Genomic DNA, 20,926 nt, shown 5'->3' on the forward strand with positions numbered 1-20,926 from the left:
AACTCCTTACGCTGAACCCGTCCATAGAACGCTTGGGCCGCATTGAAATCCAAAGCGCAGTCTGAGACCAGTATGGCTTCCGCCCGCATCCAGTTTAGAGTGGATGGGAGTGCAAAAACCGCGTCTGGAATCTCGTCCGGTGTCTCGGTCAGTGTCCCGTGGGTGCGCATGCGGGTGTATAGTGATGTCATTGGCATTCCCTTCGGAGTAACTCTTTTCACAAAATTCCTGTTTTAGAAACATTTTTCATGTGATAGGAACATTTTTCAGGGCAGATTGTCTTTGGTAACGGTATTCACATAGGAGGAACGAAAATCAGCGCTCAACCGCCAGAAGTTCAATTTTCAGGACCCGTGAACACAATTCACCAACGAAGACTACCAGAGAACGCCATTCCCGCAGGCTATGGTGCGCTCATTGACGCTTATTCCCTCGCAGTCCCTGTCCCACACCAACTCTCGGTGATCGGAGACCGGCACCGCGTTGTCATTTCCGATGAATGGCGCATCATGACGCCACGCCATGAACCGCAGACTTCTCTACGGGGTCATCTGACATTCGCCCTAAAATATGAAGGGCTCGATCTCGCTATCCTCAAACGTTTGTTTGAGGCAATTGGCGATGAACCAATCATCGCGTGGGTCAAAGATGAACCCAATGGTAGCTATGCGCGGAGGACTTGGTTCCTCTATGAATGGCTCCTCCAAACGCAGATTGGGCTGGAAGACGCAAGTGGCGGACGCTACGTCCAAGTGCTGGACGATCGTCTTCAATATGGGTCGGCCGAGTCAAACTCGTCACGGCATCGAGTAAAGAACAATCTGCCCGGGACACCAAACTTCTGTCCTCTGGTGTTTCGCACGCCGGAGCTTGAATCTTTCTGCGCAATGGACCTCGCGTACAGAGCCAAACAGATTGTCGACGAAGTGCCCCGCGATCTCTTAGCGCGTACAGCCGCATTTTTATTGCTGAAGGACTCTCGATCCAGTTACGCCATTGAAGGCGAACGCCCCCCCCAAGATCGCATTCAACGTTGGGGCCGCGCCATTGGCGAGGCAGGCCGACAGCCACTTGATCAAGAAGAACTGCTCCGTCTCCAACAGATTGTGATTGGGGATGACCGCTTCATTAAATTGGGCTTCCGACAGGAAGGCGGCTTTGTCGGATCGCATGATCGCGAAAGCCAGATGCCCCTTCCTGATCACATTAGCGCGAAGCATGAAGATCTGGACAACTTGATTGCCGGCATGGTCGCGTTTGACCGCACTAGCGCACAAACTCTAGATCCAGTGATTGCCTCAGCTGTGCTCGCGTTTGGTTTTGTCTACATTCATCCGTTTGAAGACGGGAACGGGCGTCTGCACCGATACATCTTCCATCATGTTTTGGCCGAGCGGGGGTTTAATCCGCCGGGTGTTGTATTCCCGATCTCGTCAGCAATCCTTGAACGAATTGATGACTACCGTGCTGTCCTCGAAACCTACTCAGCACGGCTTCTGCCTTTAATCGAATGGACACCAACTGAAAAATTCAATGTCGATGTTACAAATGAAACAGGTGATTTTTACCGCTTTTTTGATGCCACCCCACATGCTGCGTTTCTCTACAGCTGCGTCCAAAAAACGATCGAAGTTGACCTCCCCTATGAAACAGAATTTCTCCGTCGCTACGACCAGTTCCGCGCAGCAATAGACGACATGTTCGACATGCCCGGGCGCACCGTCGATCTTTTGTTCCGTTTTTTGCAGCAGAATGACGGCCAGCTCTCTTCGAGAGCACGTGGCAAGGAATTTGCAGCCCTGACAGATCACGAAGTCGAGCGGGTCGAAAACATTTATAGTAATTTCAATGCTTCCTGAGGTCACCTATGTATTTGTCAAAACTAACCATCAGCGGATTCCGACAATTTGGACAAGGCGACGCAGCTGCTGAATTGACCTTCCAGCCGGGGGTGACAGCGCTGATCGGCAAGAACGATAGCGGCAAAACAGCGATCATTGATGCTGTTCGCTATGCATTGCTGAGCCGTGATCAAATGTATTTCAAGGTGCAACCGGAAGACTTTCACGTCGATGCGGCCGGCAGCAGTGTCGACGATATCAGGATCACGTGCGTTTTATCGGATCTCGGAACCGGCGATCAGGCAACGTTTGCGGAACATCTTACTTACTTGGACGGGAAGGTTTCGCTGTTGGTGAGTCTTCATGCCAGACGTCTTGCCACAGAGGGCTCTGCACGCAGATGGGTGGAGGTTAATGTCCGGTCGGGATTGGATGGTGCGGGTCCTGCACTTGAGATGACCGTTCGCGAATTGCTCGCCTCAGCATATCTGAAACCATTGCGGGATGCCGAGCGTGAACTCTCGTCCGGTCGCGGATCCCGACTGTCGCAAATCCTCTACCACGTCGACGGAATCAAAGAGGGTACGTCGTTTGATCCCGAAAATCTGCCAGCAACACCGGCGGCAACAAGTGGTCTAAGCTTGCTCGGTCTTTCTGAATACTTTGGCCACAATGTGAAATCTCACAAGGGTGTTGTGGATGCGCAAGGCGCCATCAATTCTGACTATTTGAAGTCGCTGCTTCTGGCCGATGACCAAATGACCGGCAAGATCGATTTGACCGAAGGTGGAAGCGAAGACACTCGGCTTCGGCAAATCCTTGAGCGTTTGGAACTCGGCCTCATGGATGGTAGCGGTGCCCAACCACGAGGAAAGTTTGGTCTTGGGTCAAACAACATTCTCTACATGGCTTGCGAATTGCTACTTCTTGGACGTGAACCAGAAGGATTGCCATTGTTATTGGTCGAAGAGCCTGAGGCGCACCTCCACCCTCAACGGCAACTTCGGCTTATGCAGTTTCTCAAAACCGCTGCTGAGGGAAAGGTGCTGGATGAAGAGGGTCGTAAGGTTCAGGTCATCTTATCTACGCACAGTCCTAACTTGGCCTCGGGTCTTCCTGTCGCCAGCACTATTCTTCTGGATGGAGAGACCGCTCATCCTCTCTCGCACGACCAAACCCGTCTTTCCGCAAATGACTATTCCTTTTTGGAGCGTTTTCTTGACGCAACAAAAGCAAATCTCTTTTTTGCAAATGGGGTTTTGATCGTTGAGGGTGATGGTGAAGCCTTGGTCTTGCCCGCAATCGCGCGAGCAATTGGTCTTGATCTCAGTGCGCATGGTGTATCGATCGTCAACGTAAAAGGCACGGGGCTTCGCCGTTTCAGCAAGATTTTTCAAAAGTCCGATGAGACCAAGACCTGGATATCAATCCCCGTGGCTTGCATCGCAGACATGGATGTGATGCCGGATGCTGCACCCGAGATCCTTGGTCTGGTCAACAACGATGATGATCAAAAGTGGAGCAATCCGAAGCGGCGGTGGAAAGCAAATAAAGACTTTGGGGCAGATGCCTCTGCCAATGAAGCAGGTTTGAAAGAACGTTTTGAAGATCTCTGCAAGGATGACGCACAAAACGTACGAACGTTCGTCAGCAGTCACTGGACCTTGGAATATGATCTTGCCCGCAATGGAATCGCCGCGATGGTTTATGACGCTGCAGCGTTAGCGGGCGCTCACGACAAAATATGCGATGGAACAACCACTCAAGACAACGTTCTTGAAGGGGCAAAGGCGAGCTTTGCGGAGTTGCGCGACGCCTGTGGCGAGAACGATGAGCTCACGGCGATTAACATTTATCAACTCTTCACTTCCAAAAAGGCATCCAAGGCAATCGCGGCACAATACTTGGCTGCCGCAATCGACATTGAGGCGGCGAGTGATGGATTTGACTCTGCAGCATTTGAGGCATGTCTTCCGACCTATCTTGTAGATGCGATCAAACATGCCTGTGGCAAAGGATCGGCGCCAATCCTTGCTGATGAACCTCAGCCAGGTGCGGTTGCGGCTGAGCAATGACAGGTCATCCGACCATACCGGAAGTGACCGACGAGGACATTGCCTGGGTTGCCGACACGATGGGTCTGGACGACCTGGATGGGGACCGGCGAGCCTTCCTGAAAAGAACTGGTACGTTCGATGTGTCGGCTTGCCCAGGTAGCGGAAAAACCACGCTGGTTGTGGCGAAACTCGCAATTTTAGCAAGGAAATGGCATCACCCCACGTCGGGCATATGCGTACTTTCACACACAAATGTCGCACGTGAAGAAATTCAGAACCGATTGGGTCACACACCCGTGGGGCACCGCCTGCTCCGCTATCCGCATTTCATCGATACGATCCATACTTTCGCCAACCGTTTTCTGGCTCTGCCGTATCTTCGTTCTAACGGCTTCCCGTCACCGCTCGTCGATGATGACGTGGCAAAAGCGTTCCGTTGGAATGTGTTGCAGGGTCAAGAGCGTTGGAGATTTGAGGGCTGGCTGAAGAGACGACATAAAAGCATCGACGAAATTACCTTTCGCGATAGCAATCTGTCCGTGGCAATGACCTCTGGAGATTTTCCTACCGGAGCTCATACCGAAACATACAAAAAAGCTCAGCGCATTATTGTAGAGTCCGCTGCGGCGGGTCACTTCCGTTACGAAGAGATGTTCGTGTGGGCAGAGTGTGTTCTCGGGCAGTTTCCCGAGATAGCGGCAAGCTTGTCTCACCGTTTTCCGTTGGTTCTGATGGACGAAATGCAGGACACTTCGCAACGACAGGCTGCTCTTCTTGGGTCCATTTTCGACCGCACAAACGGACCCTGTTTTGTACAAAGAGTGGGAGACCCAAATCAGGAGATATTCAAGAGCGGACAGGAGCAGAACACTGCCGATCCATTTCCTGATGTTGGCGAAGGTCGCACTATGTCGGTCGGAAGTAGCCGGCGGTTTGGTGCCCCCGTTGCCGACCTCGCAAATCCACTTGCCATTGTCCCGATCGACGGCGTTGGACTGCAGGGAGGTGGTCCGCAGCGCGCTGCGGAGTTCTCTGAACACAATCGCAACCTCATCATTATTTTCCCCGATAACAATACAGATGGTGTTCTAGACGTATTCGGAACGCATCTCCTCGAAACCTTTGACGATGAAACAATTGCGATTGGTGATTGCGTTGCGATTGGCGGGGTTCATCGACCAGCACCGGAGGCGATCGCCGCCGGGCATGCGAAGTTTCCAAGGTCTGTGGAACACTATTGGGGCGGGTATAGCCCCGAGGTATCAAAGTCGGACCTGCATCCCAAAACGCTTGTCGGTTACATTCATCATGCCCAGATCATGATACGAATGTCCGGAGATACCGCCGGGGGGATCGCGCATTTCGCGACAGGCCTCAAGAGGCTCACTCGACAAATCGGCAAGCCAGAGAGAACGCTGGAACGAACGCGTAAGCACATGGCCATTCGAAGCGTGCTTGCGCCTATCCCTGACGCATTGGCGCGATATGATCAGTTCGCCCAAACTTTCCTCATTGCGATGACGCCAGTGACTGAGGAAATATGGCAGGGCTACGCACAGCAATTTCGCGAGCTGGCCAGACAGCTATGCCAGGGCGACGTCGATCTTGACGCAGGTGCCGGTTTTTTGGCTTGGGAGGACCCGCAAGCTGATCTGCCCGAACTAGAAAGTGCGCAAGCGAATATCGACAACATCGTCAAAGTGAGTTCCGGTGACCGGGAAGTGTCTATCCGCCTCGGCTCGATCCATCAGGCTAAGGGACAGACACACTTTGCGACTCTGCTGCTGAGTACTTATCTATACGACCACTCATCAGAGAAAATCATTCGCTGGCTCACGGGAGAAAAATCGGGTGGAAACGGCGAAGTCGTTCGCAACCTCTCGCGATTGAAACAATCCTATGTCGCAATGACACGACCGACGCATCTTGTTGCGATGGCTCTGCGGAACTCAGCCATAGCGGCAGATAGAGCCAAGGCGCTAGAGCAGCTTCGAGCGCGAGGGTGGGAGATCCGGGACCTCTGCACTTGAGGTATTGTTCCAGTCCCATCGTTCAATGCGTTTTGCGCATCGCGTGAGCCAAATTCACAGAACCATTCTTGTATTTTGATCTAGTGTGTTTTCAGCCAGATCATTCCATCAAATGCCCCAAGCTTTGCCTTATCTTGGGTCTCGTAGACACGGCGGGCCTGGGTCGCGATTCCGTTGGCCAGATTGGTTATTGTTCCGCTCCACCCACCGGATCTAGCGAATACAACAATATGGAAGCCATCCGTCTTTAGATAGTCGTTTCCGTTTGTCGACACTTTCCATTTGCGTTTCAGCCACCGCGCCCGTCGTTGCGCCAAGTTCTTGCTGTCAGATTCCCTCTTTGAAGCAGCTGCGTAGTTTTCTTCCATCCTACCAGCACAGACGCAGCCACAATCCAGGATATTCGGATAGTCGGGGTGCTGCATTTGGTGGACATATCGGATCTCCTGATTTTCGCACATTTCACATTCCGCGGCGGGCTCGCCGAGATCTTCAAACCCGATACAGGTCCAGCCTTTCTGGGGAACACCTTGCTTTGACCATTTGCCTAATGACGACATGCGTTTTTCCTAAACCTCAGAGGACGTCAGCTTGAGCAGATAGCCTCTTGCTAGTTTTTGTTTGACCAGATCGGATTTGGCATATTCTGCTTCGGTTTTAGACGTGAACCAGTCATGCCGATGCCGCCCCCAAGTGCCGAAGCGACCCCACTGACGGTGAACACCGATATGTCCGAAAAGGTCCTTGGTCAGTTCCACGGAATAGAAGCGGTACATGTTGACTGATGGATCAACGCGTCGCATGTCAAATTGCATTGATTTCCTCCTCGCTCATCGGGACATAAGAGACGGAGACGCGTTCGAGCCGAGGCTCTTTCTGTTCAAGACCCCACCGACGCTCAGTGTAGAATTCGAGCGCTTTACGGGTTCTGGCTTCAAGCATATCTCCGTTGAACCCAAATTCAATGCGCACCACACGTTGCTGCGCCTCGGTCAACCTTGAATGCGGTTTAAGCTTCAGAATAGCCCAGGTGAACCAATCATAGTCTCGGGGCACCGCATCGGCTGGCTTGGTTTTCGAGAAAGAATGATCAGGGTCGATGCGAGCAGGATGGAAGTCACGGAAACCCTCCCGTTCAAAGCACCAGGCTCGCACGTGAAGCCTAACCCCATCAGAGGCGAACCGAACAGGTGCAATCCAGCGTGTCATCGGCTCCGGGTCTCGCATCGATTGGTAAACGATCTGCGTTGCCTCATTTGCTCGGAATGCGCGGAACAGCGGACGTAGGACACGCAGGTTCTGAGTGCGTTGCAAATCGGGCAATCTATCGAATGCAGGTAGTGGTGCGCTGGAAAGAAGCTGCTCCAACTCGATCGAAGAGGCTTTACCGGTCAGCTGTTCAAAGCTCGCGTCCGCGAGGTATCTGCGCGCCGACGCATCATAGTGCAGTGCGTCTTTTGGCGCTTCTGCGAGGTAAGTACGAAAATCGAGCGCGGCTTGCGCATTCGAAATTCCAAACTGTTTAATCAATGAGGCACGGGTCGCCGCGCCCTCCCAGAAAAACAACCTGTCTAGGTATTCCAAGCGTGCGCGCTGAGCGTGTTTGAGGTCTTTGAAGGTCATGGTTGGAAGCTAGCTTGACTCCCACCAATTGTCCATATACTTTTTACACGTATAAAATTTAATGGTGTAATATGAAAATCCTTCATACGGCAGATCTGCACTTGGGGCGGCAATTCATGGGGTTGAGCCTAGAGGAGGATCACGAGGTCATCCTGGGTCAGATCCTTGAGGCGCTTATGGTCGAACGGGCCGATGTTCTTGTGATCGCAGGAGACGTTTTTGACCGTGCCTCGCCGCCCAATTCATCAATCCGGCAGTTCAACCGCTTCCTCAAGCGTTTATCTGAGGAGACCGATGCCGCCGTGGTGATGATCTCTGGCAACCACGATTCCGGCGATCGAATCGAGGCAATGTCGGTCTTCTCCACTGCATCACGGGTACTTGTTCGCGGGATTGCCGACGCGGTCGAAACTCCACTTGTGCTGCGCGATGAACATGGCGAGATCGCTTTTTCCGCGCTGCCCTTTTCCTATGAATATGCTGCTCGAGAGGTGTTCGGGGATGAGGGCATCAGTGCGCCAGCAGATGTTATCGCAGCTCAGATCTCTGCAGCGAAGGATCAAGTTCCAGAAGGCGCGCGTTGGGTTGTAGTTGCTCATGCCTTCGTGGCGGGTGGTGCGGTCGGCGAGGCCGAACGTGCGTTGACGCGGGTCGGCGGCATCGAAACCGTGCCCTCTGATGTCTTCGAGGGTGCGGATTATGTTGCACTTGGGCACTTGCACAAGCCGCAGGAAGTAGGCGCACGCCATATTCGATATTCCGGCGCCCCGCTTGCATTCGGATTCGACGAGGCTGAAAGCGAGAAATCCATGACTGTCGTCGATCTGAAAGCCGACCGTGTCGATATCCACACCGTTCCGTTCCGTCCAATCCGGCAAGTGCACTCGCTCACTGGTGCATTCGCAGAGCTTCTGGCAGGAACGCCATCTGAAGACTTCATCCAAGCCATCCTAACGGATGAGGTTCCTCTCATTGATCCGATGAAGCGATTGCGCGCGATCTATCCCAATGCCTGTCATCTGGCCTACGCCCGACAGGAGCGCGCGCCGGAGACCAAGGCTCTTGGCACCGGGCGGACTGCAACTACGCCAATCGAAATGGTCGGCGAGTTCATTAAGGTTGTGCGCGGCCGAGAAACGGATGCTAACGAAACCGCGATCGTAGCGGACAAGCTCCATGACGCGGCCTCCGGGGAGGAGCAGACATGAGACCCATTCGCCTATCGCTTCAGGCCTTCGGGCCGTTCGCGACAACCGAGGTGGTGGATTTCCGCTCAGCGCTGGAAACAGGACTGTTTGGAATTTACGGTCAAACGGGCGCGGGAAAGTCGACGCTGTTTTCGGCGATGTCCTTTGCCCTCTTCGGGGCGCCAACCAAGACCGATCAGGAACCACGCTCGCTGCGTTCGGATCACTCCGCGCCAGATCTACCTACAGAAGTTGAATTTGTCTTTGAACTGGGCCCCAAGACCTATCTGATCCGTCGTCGTCCGGTGCAGGAACGTCCGAAAGCACGCGGCGAAGGGATGACCGAGGATGCGGCGGAAGCATCGCTTTTCGACGTCACCGGGATCCCGGTGGACACGCTTAGCCCGAGCCAGCCTGGCCGTGTCATTGCTGAAAAGAAGGTCTCGGTAGTGGGGCAACAGGTCGAAGCGCTGTTGGGCTACGGAGCAGATCAATTTCGACAGATCGTGCTCTTGCCACAAGGCAAGTTCGAAACGTTCCTAGCCGCAAAAACTGATGCGCGGGTCGAGATATTGCGAGATCTCTTCGACGTGAAGATCTATCGCGATCTCGCTGCACGGTTAAAGGATGAAGCCTCAGAGGCAGAAAGAGCACTGCGCGAGCAGCGCTTGCTCTATGTAGCACGGCTAGAGGAACGCGGCTTTGAAAGCGCCGACGCGTTGGAACTGGGGATTGCAGCGGCTGAAGCCAACGTTGAAGAAAAGCTGGGTATCCAGCAGGGCACGGAGAAGGCGAATGAAGCGGCGCGTAAGGCTTTGACCGACGGCGAGCAAATCGAAAAGGCCTTTGTTGCAGTCGATACAGCGCGGCAGGTACTTGACGATCTCGAAGCGAAAACGGGCGAAGTCGATGCTCTGGCCAAGCGGGTTGATACAGTCAAGAATGCCTTGCAGGCCTGTGACCTTGAGACAGCTTGGCACAATGCAGAGCGCGATGACCAGGTTGCAGTGAATGCCGTGACCAAAGCCGAAGGGGAGCTCAACACGGCCACTGTGACCAAGAAAGAAGCGGCGCAAAAACTGGTTGAAGCGCAGTCTGGAGAGGAGCGACGGCTACGGGTTCAGGCCGACCTGACAAGGTTAGAGGCGATCGAGAATCAGGTCAAACAGGCAGCAGAACTTCAGAAAACGTTTGATGAAGCTTTGAACGACGAAGCATCGACCAAGAAGGCGATGACCGAAGCCTTAGAGGCCCGCGAAAAGCTCCAAACTCAGCGTGATGCGACCGATCTGGCGCTTGAACAAGCGCGAAAGACTGAAGCAGTGCGGGGCAAGCTGACCGGTGAGCTGGCCGAGGTCGACCGCGAAAGGGTCAAGGCAGCGGTGCATGCAAAGGCGCAGGGGGCTGTCGCGGATGCGGAACGAAAGGTCGAAGCGGCATCGAGCGAACTGGTGAGTAAGACCGATGCGGCACAGGCTGCCGAGGCGACCCTGACTGATGCGGAAGCACGGCTTTCGCGCACGCAGGCGATCATTCTGGCCGAAAAGTTGACCGAAGGCGCGCCCTGCCCTGTCTGTGGTTCCCACGATCATCCTGCGCCGGCCCATGGCGTGCCCGAACAATCTGGTTTGACCGAAGCGTTTCGCGACGCGCAGGCTGAGGCGAGAACTGCAGCCGAGGCCCGGGTTCGGGCGGAAACCGAACTCGGCAATTGCCGAACGTGGCTAGATGAAAAGAAGCGGGCGCTGGACGAACAGGAACAGACTGAGCGTACGATGGCGGAACTCGACGCTGAAATCACTCGGTTGGAAGGCACCATCGCCACGCTTGGAGAAGCCGTCGATCTTGACGCGATGTCGGAGCATTTGGCCGATCTCAAACGGAAAGTGACCAAGGCCGAAGCTGCCGAGGCTACGGCGCGCACTGCTTTAGGACAGGCCGAGACCACTCTTGCTGGCGCGCGCGCCAAGCGCGATACAGTGGTCGAGGCCCTGCCGGAAGGTCTGCGCACGCCCGAGGCGGTTGTCGCACGGCGGGAGGCTTTGCAAAGCGAGCAAAGGCAACTCTCCGAGGCGCTGGAACTGGCGACGCAGAAGGACCGAACGGCCAGCGAAGCGCTTACCCGTGCGCAAGAGCAACTTGAAGCAGCGAAGCGGGCGCGCGACGTGCAGGCGCAGCGCGTGGAAAAGGCGCTAGGGGATTTTGGCGCTCGGCTGGCCGATGTCGGGCTGGACAAAGCAGGATATGAGGCTTGCAAAGCGCATTTCCCAACCCTCGAAAGCGACCGAAAGACGGTTTCCGATCATCGTGAGGGCCTGATCGCGGCGCGCACGACATGGCAGAACGCTACGGTTGCTTGCGTGGATCGCGAGCGCCCGGACCTCGCCCCGCTTCAGCTGGCACTCGACAACGCTACCCAGGAGTTGAACGCCGCCAACGATGGGCTCTCTTCGTCCAGGACAGATGTATCGTCCCTGACCAACTTCAAGAAGTCGCTAGCCGAAGCCTTGGCCGAAACCGAGCGGCTTGAGTCCGAAACCGGACCGCTGCGTGGGCTAGCTGATCTGGCGAATGGCAAGAACGATTTCAAAATGACGCTCGAGACCTTCGCGATAGGCGCCATGTTCGACCAAGTGCTCGAGGCGGCGAACATGAGGCTTGATCCGATGACTCGCGGGCGCTACCGGCTGATGCGTGGGCTTGAGGCATCGGGTGGGCGCGGTAAACGCGGGCTCGAAATCGAGGCATTCGACATCAACACCGGCAAGGCGCGTCCGACGGCTACCCTGTCCGGCGGTGAGACATTCATCGCAGCACTAGCCTTGGCTCTCGGGCTCGCCGATGTGGTGGAGAGCATATCTGGCAAGATCCGGATGGACACGATCTTTATCGACGAGGGCTTTGGCAGCCTCGACACCGAGAATGGAGCGGGCACGCTGGATCAGGTGATCCAGGTTCTGGCCGCACTGACAGAGGGCAGCCGAGCCGTGGGCCTAATCTCGCACGTTGGGTTAGTGCAGGAGGCCATACCACAAGGCTTCTACGTACGTTCGACCCCTAGCGGGAGTAAAGTTGAGGAAAGAAGAGGGCTGGGATGACGGACCGGTGGTATTATCGGAAAGCCCACACCCGCCGACTATCAACGGGACGAAAAGTCTTTGTCCGCGGCGGTTGGACTCTTCTTGGTAATCGTGGAAGTGGGAAGGGCGCATCCTTCAGGCGGACTTGTCCTATATGCGGTGCGCTGATCGTAAGCGTTAGCATGCCTAAAGGGGGCTGGGTTCACTTCGAGGGCGGTAAAGGCCTGACGCGCATTAAACACCCTTGCCTGCATCTCGGTGAGGGCTTGAGTAGGCGACGCGACAAGGACACGCCAGATCTTTTTGGCGCGCTGCAATAGTTTCTCGAAGCTCTGTAAAATGGCACAGCCAAACTATTTTTCATGGCATCCGAACTACTATCGCAAAATATCTAGTTGTACGTCAGGTCGAGTCTGAAGTTCCGCTCTCTAGCTGTTCTGGCCTTTTAGCGATTGCCTATAATTGAGAAACGAAGGCTCTCGCCAGTGTAGCTAGAACCCGGGGTTCCAGTCGGGATGAAACAGCATCTATTTCTAGCAATTCGCGCGTCAGATACGGATGAAACTTTTCGGTCAACAGGTTGCCAGCGCCTGCAAATAGATCAACGACTTCGCCTTCCCCAATCCTCGTGAGAACCTCGGTTAGCAGCGGGGTTTCGTCACCCGCTTCCACCTGAAGGAAGCCATCATACTGTTCGACAGAAAACCCAAACCCTCTCAGCGCAAGCGCCAAGGTTGTCGTTTTCATTGTCCCTACTCGTGTTGCGATGATTGAGGTTTCTTCGCCCAAATTGACTAGGGACGCGTCAGTAAACCCTATCTGCGCATAGTTCAGCCGCGCCTCCTCAAGCATTCCGAGCGCATTCGCGTCCATGTAGAGGGGCTTGGTATCAGCTTTCAACACATCGAACATGCGCGCGATGACATTGTCATGGATCTCGCCCGGGTCACCACCGAACACAGGCGGCACACCTGCTTTGGCGGGTTTGACCATGATAACTTTCTCACGATCATGAATTTCCTGAACCAACCAGCGGCGCCCTGAAAAGATCAGCATCATCCCGGGTGAGAGGATGTTGTCGATTGGCAATGTCCCAAGTTCCCGCCCGTTTGAAACCAGCCTGTATTCTTCGGGCGTCTTGAACACCGCATAGAAGCTATAATGCTCGACTAGCCGCTCTCCGTTTTGGCCCAAGAGCAACAAACCCCCGTCCGTTTGCTCTATCAAGCCAGTTTCAGGATGACCGAGCGCGCGCAGCACATCCGTAAACATTGCTGTGCTGATCTGCCGAAACGGACCTTCGCGACACAGCACGCTGTAAAGAACATTTGCGGGTGCCCCTCCCCGCTGTGCGATTACGGATAGGATCTGATGCACAAGTGTCGACAGATGCAGCGCTTGCGGCTTTGGTGGTTCGCACCAGCCCTCCAGCAACAGATCAATCATCGCAATAGACCGGATCAAGCCTAATCTCAGACGATCCACAAAGCTGCTATCCGAAGAGAGCCTCGTTTCTACCGCGTATTGTCGCAGGATCGCTGGCTGGCCCTCCCTACGTCCTGAACGTCCCAATCTCTGCCGCAGGGCTGCGACAGTGAAAGGTGCGCCGATTTGGGCGACACAGGTCACATCGCCGATGTCGATGCCAAGCTCCAGTGTGGACGTGCAGACAGCAGTGGTCGGTTTGCCGTTATCTTTCAGGCGCCGTTCGACAAAATCGCGGTGATCGCGTGAAAGGCTAGCATGGTGCGGATAAAACTCTTGGGGAAGATGCTCTTGCTCGCACAGATTGCGCAGTCGGTCAGCGTAAATTTCAACACGTTGACGGGCACCGGCAAAAACAAGATTGTCACTTCCCCGGAGATGCTCGAATAAGTGCGCTGCGACAGCGTCTGTGGCAGATGGGGTGTTGTCGTCTTCTCCACCGGAAAGATATCCACGCAGCTGAAGTTTCAGTTCCGCTTCTCCGCCGTCTGCTTCGATCAATGTGACGTGTTCCGCATTGTCAGGCCGCAGATAAGCGCGGGCGAGATCCATATCCCCAAGCGTCGCAGATAGTCCAATCCGGCGGATGGGCCTTTTGATTGCCAACTCAAGACGTGTCAGCAAAGACCGCAATTGCACCCCGCGCTCACTATCGAGCACAGTGTGCAACTCATCAATCACCACAGCTCGGGTTGCACCGAACAGGCGCGCGATTTCCAGGCCCCGACGGACGAACAATGCCTCCAGCGACTCTGGCGTGATGAGCAAAATTCCTTTGGGATTCTTCATCGCGCGCGTTTTGACTGATTGCGACACATCGCCGTGCCACGGCACCACTGGAAGCTCCACCTCTTGGCAGATGCCTTCCAGCCGCCCCGCTTGATCGGTGATCAGCGCCTTGAGTGGCCCGATGTAGAGCACGTCGAACCCGCCACCCTCTGCTGGCGCATCCAGCACCTGAGAGATCAACGGGAAAAAAGCTGCCTCTGTTTTACCACCGGCCGTCGATGCCGCGACGATGAGGTCGTTCTCACTCTCATAAATGGTCCGAATTGCGCGCGCCTGAATATCGCGCAGCTCACGCCACCCCTGCTGTCTGATCCATTTCTGGACAGGACGGGCAAGTTGGTCAAAGGCGCTACTCATCCTCGCGCCTCAGAGTTTGAAGCTTATCAGATCGTCGTCACCACTTGGCCGAGCACCAGTCGTTTCCTCCACGTCGCTCATGTCTTCGCCTCGATCTTCTGAGACGTCGATCTTTTCGATTAGGTCACTCCATTCAACACCTGGGTTTTGCTCCAGCACTGACAGCAAGTTCACAAAAGCAGTGACGGTATTGCGCGGCGTCCTGAAATAGGCCTCTCCAATCCGGTCCGAGCAATGGTTCATAAAGGCTTCAAGCGCTGTATCAGGCAAAGCCGTTTCATCGTCCTGCATCACGCGTCTGACATTGGCCAACAGAACAAACAGATCTTCCGGCGTCAGGCTGGCCAGCCGCACAACCGGCCCCGACAAATCAACCAAACCATCGCGGGCGAAGGTGTTTTCCGCTAGCCGCGATTGCAAGGCTTCATAGCTATAAAGCCCACGGCGCGTGTTCATCAAAAACTCTGGCGTGCCCCCCATTAAGAAGCCAAGGTTCTCGGCACTGCCCTGAAGTACATCGTTCAAAATGCGCAGGATTTGTTCGTAGTTCGCATTGCGCGCTTGGGACGATGTCAGCTTGAACAGGTTCACCATTTCATCAAGGCCGACAAGCAGCCCTTTGTAACCGGCCTCGCACACAAAAGCGGACATCAGCTTGAGATGATCGTAAACGCTCGCATCATCAACGATAGTGCGCACGCCAAGGGCTTTGCGCGCATCTGTGCGTGTTGCGAACTCTCCCCGCAGCCAACGCAGAGCAGCAGACTTAAGTTCGTCATCCCCGTTCTCATGGCCTTCCCAATACCGGCGAATGACCTCTGCAAATTCAAAACCGCCAGTGAGTTCTTCAAAATGGCTCAGACGCTCGCGGATGATGGTGCCCGTAGGCACGTCTTTTTCCTCGGCATCTCGGTGCGCTTGGCTAACAAACCGCTCAACCACACTCGCCAAAGCTCCACCATCCGGCTTTGTGCGTGTCGACAGGTTGCGCGCCATCTCTGCATAAAGGCCACGTGCCTGACCTCCAGTCGCATGAATACGCCGGTCGGGTGCAAGATCAGCGAACATCACCACTAGCCCTTTTTCTAAAGCTACCAACCGGATCAAGTTCATAAAGAAGGTTTTGCCAGACCCATACTCCCCGATCACGAAACGGATGGCAGAGCCTCCGTCCGCGATGCGTTCCATGTCCTTCACAAGTTCTTCGATCTCACGAACGCGCCCTACCTGAATATGACGCAGGCCCAGCTTTGGCACGACCCCCGCGCGCAAAGCCTGAACAATTGCATCGCGCTCACGTGGCTTTAATTTAGACATGACGCCCCTCCCCTTCTAATTTTTGTTTTACCGCATCCGCAATTTCCGGAGACACGTCATATCCATCATACTCGTCCAGCAAGGCTTCATCATGAGTTTCAAAGGCCCACTCGTTGACGGCCTCCAATGCACCAGACGGCATCAATCCATGCTTTCCGCAAAGCTGCTCGAATGCGTCCTCGGTCCAGTTCTCTTGACCCACCAAATCCAACAGCAGTGCCCCATGTTTTGCATCTAGCCCAGCAAACAGAGTTACATCCTTGGAGTCCCTGCCCTCTTCTGCTTCTTCCTCGGCTTCAAATATCTGCCCAAGGACAGAAGACACCCGCGCCGTATCTGATCTGATGGCCGCAATCCGAGATGCATCCAGCACTGGCCCCGTTGCCTTTTGTAGTTCAGGAATGGCCTCTCCAGAATTGCCCGGCTGGGCCGCACGAACAGTGCGTGGCACGTCTGCAATTTCTCCAGCGTGAAGGTCGGAATAGGCAAGTGATGGATCAAGACCCAGTGCATTGTACACTTTTTCGATGCTAGCGACTTCTTCGGATTGGATGACACCATCGGCGTGTGCCGCACCCACCAAGGCCGCACGCATCGCCTTTTGGTCTTCTACACCAACATCTTTGAGTTTGCGGCGCAGCAGCGTCATGTCAGGCGGCACAGCAAGGAACCATACCATATTTGCCTGAAGGCGGTGCCGCTCTTGCTCACGCAGCCCCACAACAGATGCGATTTGAGCCTCCAACGCTTTGCGTTCAGCATCGGCGATACGCCCATCAGCATGGGCAACAAACGAGGCAAGAGCCAACTCCATCAACGCTGTTTGATAGCTTGCCGAAACATCTTCCAGCTTTTCGACCTGCTCACCAAGATCAAACAAAACCACAGGCTCTTCCGGTTTCGGTGAACGCAGTGCAAAGCGCGGATCAGGTGCTAGCCCAAATCCAAGACGCGCCAAAGCATCTGCCGCCCCTGTTAGCTGTCGCTTCCCAATCTTCGTTCTACGCTGTCCTTCGAGCTTTTCGATCACGTCGGCCAGCGGAATAAGCCCACCGCTCTGCATGATCTCCCTCGACCACTCTTTCAGCTCTTCCATTTCTGTCGATGGGAACAAGGTCCACAGATCTAGTGGCAAAAGAGCGTGCGCTTCGATGCTTCCCCTGCCCTCGGGGTTCCGACCAAGATAGCGGCTCAGCTTATCAAGGTCGTTTATGACTTCATCTGCAACTTCCTGCGCAATCTCGACCGGCTTTCGCAATCCGGAGATATCAGGAACGGGTTTGCCATCGGCTGTCGGATTGAGAGTTCCCTCAAACTCGCTTGAGGCTGCGCGATACGTTGCTTTGAGGTGTTTGCGCGGCTTGCTGACCTTTAGGCCACTGGGAAAGCGATCCTCAAATCGGATTCTAAATAAAGCCAGGAATTCATCACGGCACCGCGTTGCTGGCGTGCGCAAATGGCTTTCTGGATGGCACATCAACCAGCTCAGAACCCAGTCTGCACTCAGAGCTTCTCCCTTATCAAGACGAGCGCCAATCGCATACTTCAGCGAAAAAGGAAGCTCCCAACCCTGGCGTTCAAAGATCGGCTCCAGCGCCTCAAACTCAGTTTCGGCAAGTGTCGCGATATCAAGAAATTCCCCCAAGTATCGCTTCACCGAATGGTTTTCGGGATAGACGGAAATCAATCTCCGAACTTCTGCGATGATATCCTTTGCATCAGCATTGGATTGATCGACGAAAAATCTCCGTTCCAACCCGTAAAAATACAAGAACATATAGCCCGGATCATAAGATGAGTCAGAACGGCCGCTTGCCAGCCATTCAAGATAGGTCGCCCTGCTTCGTGCTGAAATATCAGAATACCCAGGCCAGTATGACATGCCCTCCCCTGCCCTATCGTCCCCTGTCCTCGCGACGGAGAGAGAAGGGTCGATGTAGGCCCTGCATTTGTCGCGATAGCCATGGTGATTAAGCAATGGCGGCGTGCCGACATAGACCATTCCGCCAATATCTCGCGCAGCAACGGTCACGGTCTCTGCCGCTGGTATCCAGCCATTTTTACGTGAATTCGTTTGCGTCTTGTGTGCTGTTGGCCGCGGGTTCTCATACTGCTTTGCGATTGCCGAAAGTGCTGGTGCCGCAGACTGGCCGGCACGCACGATTTCCGAGTAGTCCTGTTTTGGTGGTTTGGGCAGCGCTGTCGACGATGATTGAAGAGCATTCGCTTCGCGCGTTCTCTCTCGCTCACGCTCGGTGCGTTTTTCGTGGGCACTTACGCGGGCCACTGGCTCGGATTGAGTTACTCTTGTGTTTGTGCTTTCCACGGCAAGCACTTTGGCTTCCACTTTTCGGGATCGTCTCTTTTCTTGCCACCAGACCAAAACGATAGGTAAGCCGAAGGCAAAGAGCATTTGACCGCCAATAGGCCAACCTTGCAACACGGTCACTACGGCAACCATGCACAACAAAAAATAGAGCGCGTAAAAAAATAGAACTCGAAAAAGCTTTAGTATTGATGACATTACCGAAACCCTCTTTCGGAACACACTAGATTGCGTGATTTGCGATGCAATCACTATCGCTTAGGTAGAAGTACAGTTTCCTTTTTAAATTCAGCGCTCTCGCCTTGCTCTACCGAAGTACAAAGCCGCTATACTTAGGTGAATGCCGCAACCCGCTCCCTGCAAAGGGCAATCATAGCCTCTGCCCGCTCCTCGATATCACGGTCCATACCGGGAAGATCAGGCAGAGAAATCTTGTCTATGGCTTCGGCGAAGCCCTGCAAGAAATGATCAATCTCTTCGCCCACACCGATTGCAGCCAAGCCGGCGATCGCCGCCACCTGCATAAAATCACGACGCCGCAAGCGATCATCTTTGCCGTTCAGCTTCAGGGCCATGCGATCATGTTCAAGACTCGGGAACACCCGCGTCGTGACCGCATCATAGAGCGGCGCGAGGCGAATTGTGCTGAAGCGATCCGCAACAGGGTCGGCAATCTTTAGAAGCGCTAAATTCTTCAGGTGCATATCGCCGTCGCCGATCAACCAAGCGAATAAGGCGCGCTTGATGACCAACTGAAGATCTTCCCCGGCAGATGTCGACAGCGGTCGAACAGCACGCGTTATCCTCTCGATTGTTCCAGCATACTTCGCATCGGGGGGCAGATCGAGGACCGAACACAGATCCTCCAAAGCAAAGCGGCGTTCATCCTCGGGCGATGTGCGAATATCAAAGCGCTCGACCAGTAAAGCAGGGGGCATGTCATCCGGCATTGCTACCAAAGCAATGTCGGGTGACGCCAACCCTGAAGCACGGCCAAGAGTCATGGCAAGATACTCGATCACGGGAAGCGCCTGAAATCCGCTAGTTCCCGCCGGCTTCAAAATGTGAGTGAACGGCAAGCCCGCGCTCGGCGACAATTGGCCATCCTGCGCTAAATACATTGGCGCCTTGATCTGAACGCCAGACAGGCGCGGTGTGTCCGCCCGCTCATAAAGGCGCGCCAGCCCGGCCTCGAAATCTGCTTCAAGCTTGCCGCGCCCGGGGCCGGCATAGTTTCCAGTAAACAAACCGTCGCGGGCATATCGGGACAACGACACGGATAGCATGTCTATGGGGAGCGATGCGAGCTCGGTTGCGTCTTCGCTGATCGTTATGTTGGACATATATCGTTTGCCCGAGCGCAGAACCGCACGCTCGTCGTTGTCTTTGAGAACCTTCTCGAGCCATCCCTCAGGCAACAGTGAGAGGATGAAGGGGGGTAGCCTGCCAGGAACCCGCTGTTGCACGAGCGGCAAGTTGAAATTGTCTTGCGGCTGCCATCGCCATTCAAAACCGTCATGACCCAGCTGACCGACGATTTGCCCATGCCAAGCAACCGAGAACGTTAGTGCTGCTTCGTTGCGAACATCCACCGCAACAGCAGAACGCAACAAATATCGCTCTGTATGCTCCCCCTCGCGATACCATTTGTTTTCGCGCGCTAGCGCCCAAACCGCATCCGCCGCGGCAGACGGGCTGCCGTATTCTTCAATAAGACGCGCGGCGATCTCGGTCCGCATCCCTTCATCAATCGCGCTGGCGTGCTCGCTGCGTTGCCGAAAAGCTTCAAGAAATCGCTGCCGCATCGACGAGACGGCGACTTTGAACTCCCCTGCCCCATCATCGACAATGGCAGTCGCGACCGCTGGCAGATCTGGCGCTACGTTCTGGATGATCTCCAGAGACCTGATCCGAGTACGCTGATTTCGTTTCCCGCTTATGAATAAGCGACCATCTCGCGTAGGTGCGAGCAGAGTGGCGCTGGCTGCCGAGAGATAGGCCTTTGGATAAAGATAATGCGCAATCCGCACCGCATTCCGCAGAACAATTGCATCTATGTCTGCGTCGGCGTCGACATAGATGCCTCGCATAAGTTGAACAAGTTTTCCTGTCTCAGCTTGGTAGTGAGCACGGTCCTTGTCGAGGTTTTCGCCAATGAGATAGAGCAATATTCTAACTTTCGCGCACTTGAGATACGGGATAGTTAGATTTTTCTATGGCACCCGTCAAGAAATTTCAACTATCCCGCATATGACATGCGCGAAAGTTAGGTTGAAAGCGCCACTCCGAAGAGGCCTCACACGTAGCCACGCGCACAAAAGCCACAACCAAGACCATGTTGTGGTCGTTCAATTTTGGTACGCGTACCTTCCTGAAGGCTCGTCAAAAATGAGTTGGCAAAAGATATCAAGGCCAACTGTCCCAAACCAAAGAGGCAGAGAACGCCGTGATTGCATTAAAATTGGGTCTCTTGCAGCTTTCCAGAACTCACGAACCATCAGCTACGGCGTACCGCTCGATAAGCGGAAACAAAGGGCCGTGTCGAGCTTGTGTCTGGGAGCAGCACCGGTCGATCAGCTCAACTGCCACCGACATCTCCACAGTCGCCCCCTACCCCGCCGCAATAGAATGGAGCGCGGGCCGGACCAGAAAAGCACTCTCAACAGAATTAGGCTCAATCTAAAATCCGTGCGCACCTGTGCAACTCTGGCATCCGGAAGGCCAATTCCGAATCTGCTATCCCCACTGATCACGCTTTTCTGCGCCGACCACTCCGATTGTGAGAAGGCATCTACACGGACCGAGCGATTGCTTCCGGACCCAACGGCTCCTCA

Annotated in this window: 13 protein-coding genes; 5 read left to right on the forward strand and 8 right to left on the reverse strand. The window is 54.6% G+C overall.

What is annotated here, in order from left to right:
* Nucleotides 1-191, reverse strand: a 191-nt coding sequence (locus BSF79_RS20000) for a hypothetical protein (protein WP_217650081.1), incomplete at its 3' end; no start/stop codon positions are given.
* A 162-nt stretch (nt 192-353) separates the two neighbouring features.
* Here BSF79_RS20000 and BSF79_RS15090 point away from each other — a divergent pair.
* The 3 genes from BSF79_RS15090 to BSF79_RS15100 are packed head-to-tail and all read left to right on the forward strand — an operon-like array spanning nt 354 to nt 5,928.
* Nucleotides 354-1,859, forward strand: a complete 1,506-nt coding sequence (locus tag BSF79_RS15090) for a Fic family protein (RefSeq protein WP_175545343.1) — start codon at nt 354-356, stop codon at nt 1,857-1,859.
* A gap of 8 nt (nt 1,860-1,867) precedes the next feature.
* Nucleotides 1,868-3,916, forward strand: a complete 2,049-nt coding sequence (locus BSF79_RS15095) for an ATP-dependent nuclease (protein ID WP_090270664.1) — start codon at nt 1,868-1,870, stop codon at nt 3,914-3,916.
* A gap of 23 nt (nt 3,917-3,939) precedes the next feature.
* Nucleotides 3,940-5,928: a UvrD-helicase domain-containing protein gene (locus BSF79_RS15100; protein ID WP_175545344.1), complete on the forward strand. Its 1,989-nt coding sequence runs from the start codon at nt 3,940-3,942 to the stop codon at nt 5,926-5,928.
* A gap of 80 nt (nt 5,929-6,008) precedes the next feature.
* Here BSF79_RS15100 and BSF79_RS15105 read toward each other — a convergent pair whose 3' ends face one another.
* The 3 genes from BSF79_RS15105 to BSF79_RS15115 are packed head-to-tail and all read right to left on the reverse strand — an operon-like array spanning nt 6,009 to nt 7,551.
* The gene (locus tag BSF79_RS15105; RefSeq protein ID WP_139246457.1) at nt 6,009-6,488 is read right to left on the reverse strand and encodes a hypothetical protein; all 480 of its coding nucleotides are present in this window, start codon (nt 6,486-6,488) and stop codon (nt 6,009-6,011) included.
* A gap of 9 nt (nt 6,489-6,497) precedes the next feature.
* Complete coding sequence (locus tag BSF79_RS15110) at nt 6,498-6,743, reverse strand: WGR domain-containing protein (RefSeq protein ID WP_090270667.1); 246 nt, start codon at nt 6,741-6,743, stop codon at nt 6,498-6,500.
* Nucleotides 6,733-7,551, reverse strand: coding sequence for a BrxR family helix-turn-helix transcriptional regulator (locus BSF79_RS15115; RefSeq protein ID WP_090270668.1), 819 nt, complete (start codon nt 7,549-7,551; stop codon nt 6,733-6,735). The genes BSF79_RS15110 and BSF79_RS15115 overlap by 11 nt, the downstream gene beginning before the upstream one ends.
* A gap of 71 nt (nt 7,552-7,622) precedes the next feature.
* Between BSF79_RS15115 and BSF79_RS15120 the strand changes: the two genes are divergently transcribed.
* Both BSF79_RS15120 and BSF79_RS15125 read left to right on the forward strand, forming a co-directional pair.
* Nucleotides 7,623-8,759, forward strand: a complete 1,137-nt coding sequence (locus tag BSF79_RS15120) for an exonuclease SbcCD subunit D (protein WP_090270669.1) — start codon at nt 7,623-7,625, stop codon at nt 8,757-8,759.
* Nucleotides 8,756-11,836 (forward strand): AAA family ATPase, encoded by a 3,081-nt coding sequence (locus BSF79_RS15125; protein WP_090270670.1) that lies wholly within the window; start codon nt 8,756-8,758, stop codon nt 11,834-11,836. The genes BSF79_RS15120 and BSF79_RS15125 overlap by 4 nt, the downstream gene beginning before the upstream one ends.
* Before the next feature lie 438 nt (nt 11,837-12,274).
* On the opposite strand, the gene BSF79_RS15130 is transcribed toward BSF79_RS15125, so the two are convergent.
* The 4 genes from BSF79_RS15130 to BSF79_RS15145 form a co-directional block, all read right to left on the reverse strand.
* Nucleotides 12,275-14,449 carry a DEAD/DEAH box helicase gene (locus tag BSF79_RS15130; RefSeq protein WP_090270671.1) on the reverse strand — a complete coding sequence of 725 codons (2,175 nt, stop codon included), beginning with the start codon at nt 14,447-14,449 and terminating at the stop codon, nt 12,275-12,277.
* Between the two features lie 9 nt (nt 14,450-14,458).
* Nucleotides 14,459-15,766 (reverse strand): ATP-binding protein, encoded by a 1,308-nt coding sequence (locus tag BSF79_RS15135; protein WP_090270672.1) that lies wholly within the window; start codon nt 15,764-15,766, stop codon nt 14,459-14,461.
* A complete protein-coding gene (locus BSF79_RS15140; RefSeq protein ID WP_090270673.1) occupies nt 15,759-18,290 on the reverse strand; it encodes a tellurite resistance TerB family protein in 2,532 nt (843 codons plus the stop codon). Before BSF79_RS15140 ends, BSF79_RS15135 begins: the two co-directional genes overlap by 8 nt.
* 134 nt (nt 18,291-18,424) lie before the next feature.
* Nucleotides 18,425-20,260 carry a type II toxin-antitoxin system HipA family toxin gene (locus BSF79_RS15145; protein WP_217650083.1) on the reverse strand — a complete coding sequence of 612 codons (1,836 nt, stop codon included), beginning with the start codon at nt 20,258-20,260 and terminating at the stop codon, nt 18,425-18,427.
* Nucleotides 20,261-20,926 lie beyond the last annotated feature (666 nt).

The sequence above is a fragment of the Thalassovita taeanensis genome, assembly GCF_900110775.1.
GTDB lineage: Bacteria > Pseudomonadota > Alphaproteobacteria > Rhodobacterales > Rhodobacteraceae > Litorimicrobium > Litorimicrobium taeanense.

Bases quoted from the DNA above. Each gene is read 5' to 3' on its own strand.
- BSF79_RS15095 (WP_090270664.1), top strand. From the start codon at position 1,868: ATGTATTTGTCAAAACTAACCATCAGCGGATTCCGACAATTTGGACAA.
- BSF79_RS15105 (WP_139246457.1), bottom strand. From the start codon at position 6,488: ATGTCGTCATTAGGCAAATGGTCAAAGCAAGGTGTTCCCCAGAAAGGC.
- BSF79_RS15110 (WP_090270667.1), bottom strand. From the start codon at position 6,743: ATGCAATTTGACATGCGACGCGTTGATCCATCAGTCAACATGTACCGC.
- BSF79_RS15115 (WP_090270668.1), bottom strand. From the start codon at position 7,551: ATGACCTTCAAAGACCTCAAACACGCTCAGCGCGCACGCTTGGAATAC.
- BSF79_RS15120 (WP_090270669.1), top strand. From the start codon at position 7,623: ATGAAAATCCTTCATACGGCAGATCTGCACTTGGGGCGGCAATTCATG.
- BSF79_RS15125 (WP_090270670.1), top strand. From the start codon at position 8,756: ATGAGACCCATTCGCCTATCGCTTCAGGCCTTCGGGCCGTTCGCGACA.
- BSF79_RS15130 (WP_090270671.1), bottom strand. From the start codon at position 14,449: ATGAGTAGCGCCTTTGACCAACTTGCCCGTCCTGTCCAGAAATGGATC.
- BSF79_RS15135 (WP_090270672.1), bottom strand. From the start codon at position 15,766: ATGTCTAAATTAAAGCCACGTGAGCGCGATGCAATTGTTCAGGCTTTG.
- BSF79_RS15140 (WP_090270673.1), bottom strand. From the start codon at position 18,290: ATGTCATCAATACTAAAGCTTTTTCGAGTTCTATTTTTTTACGCGCTC.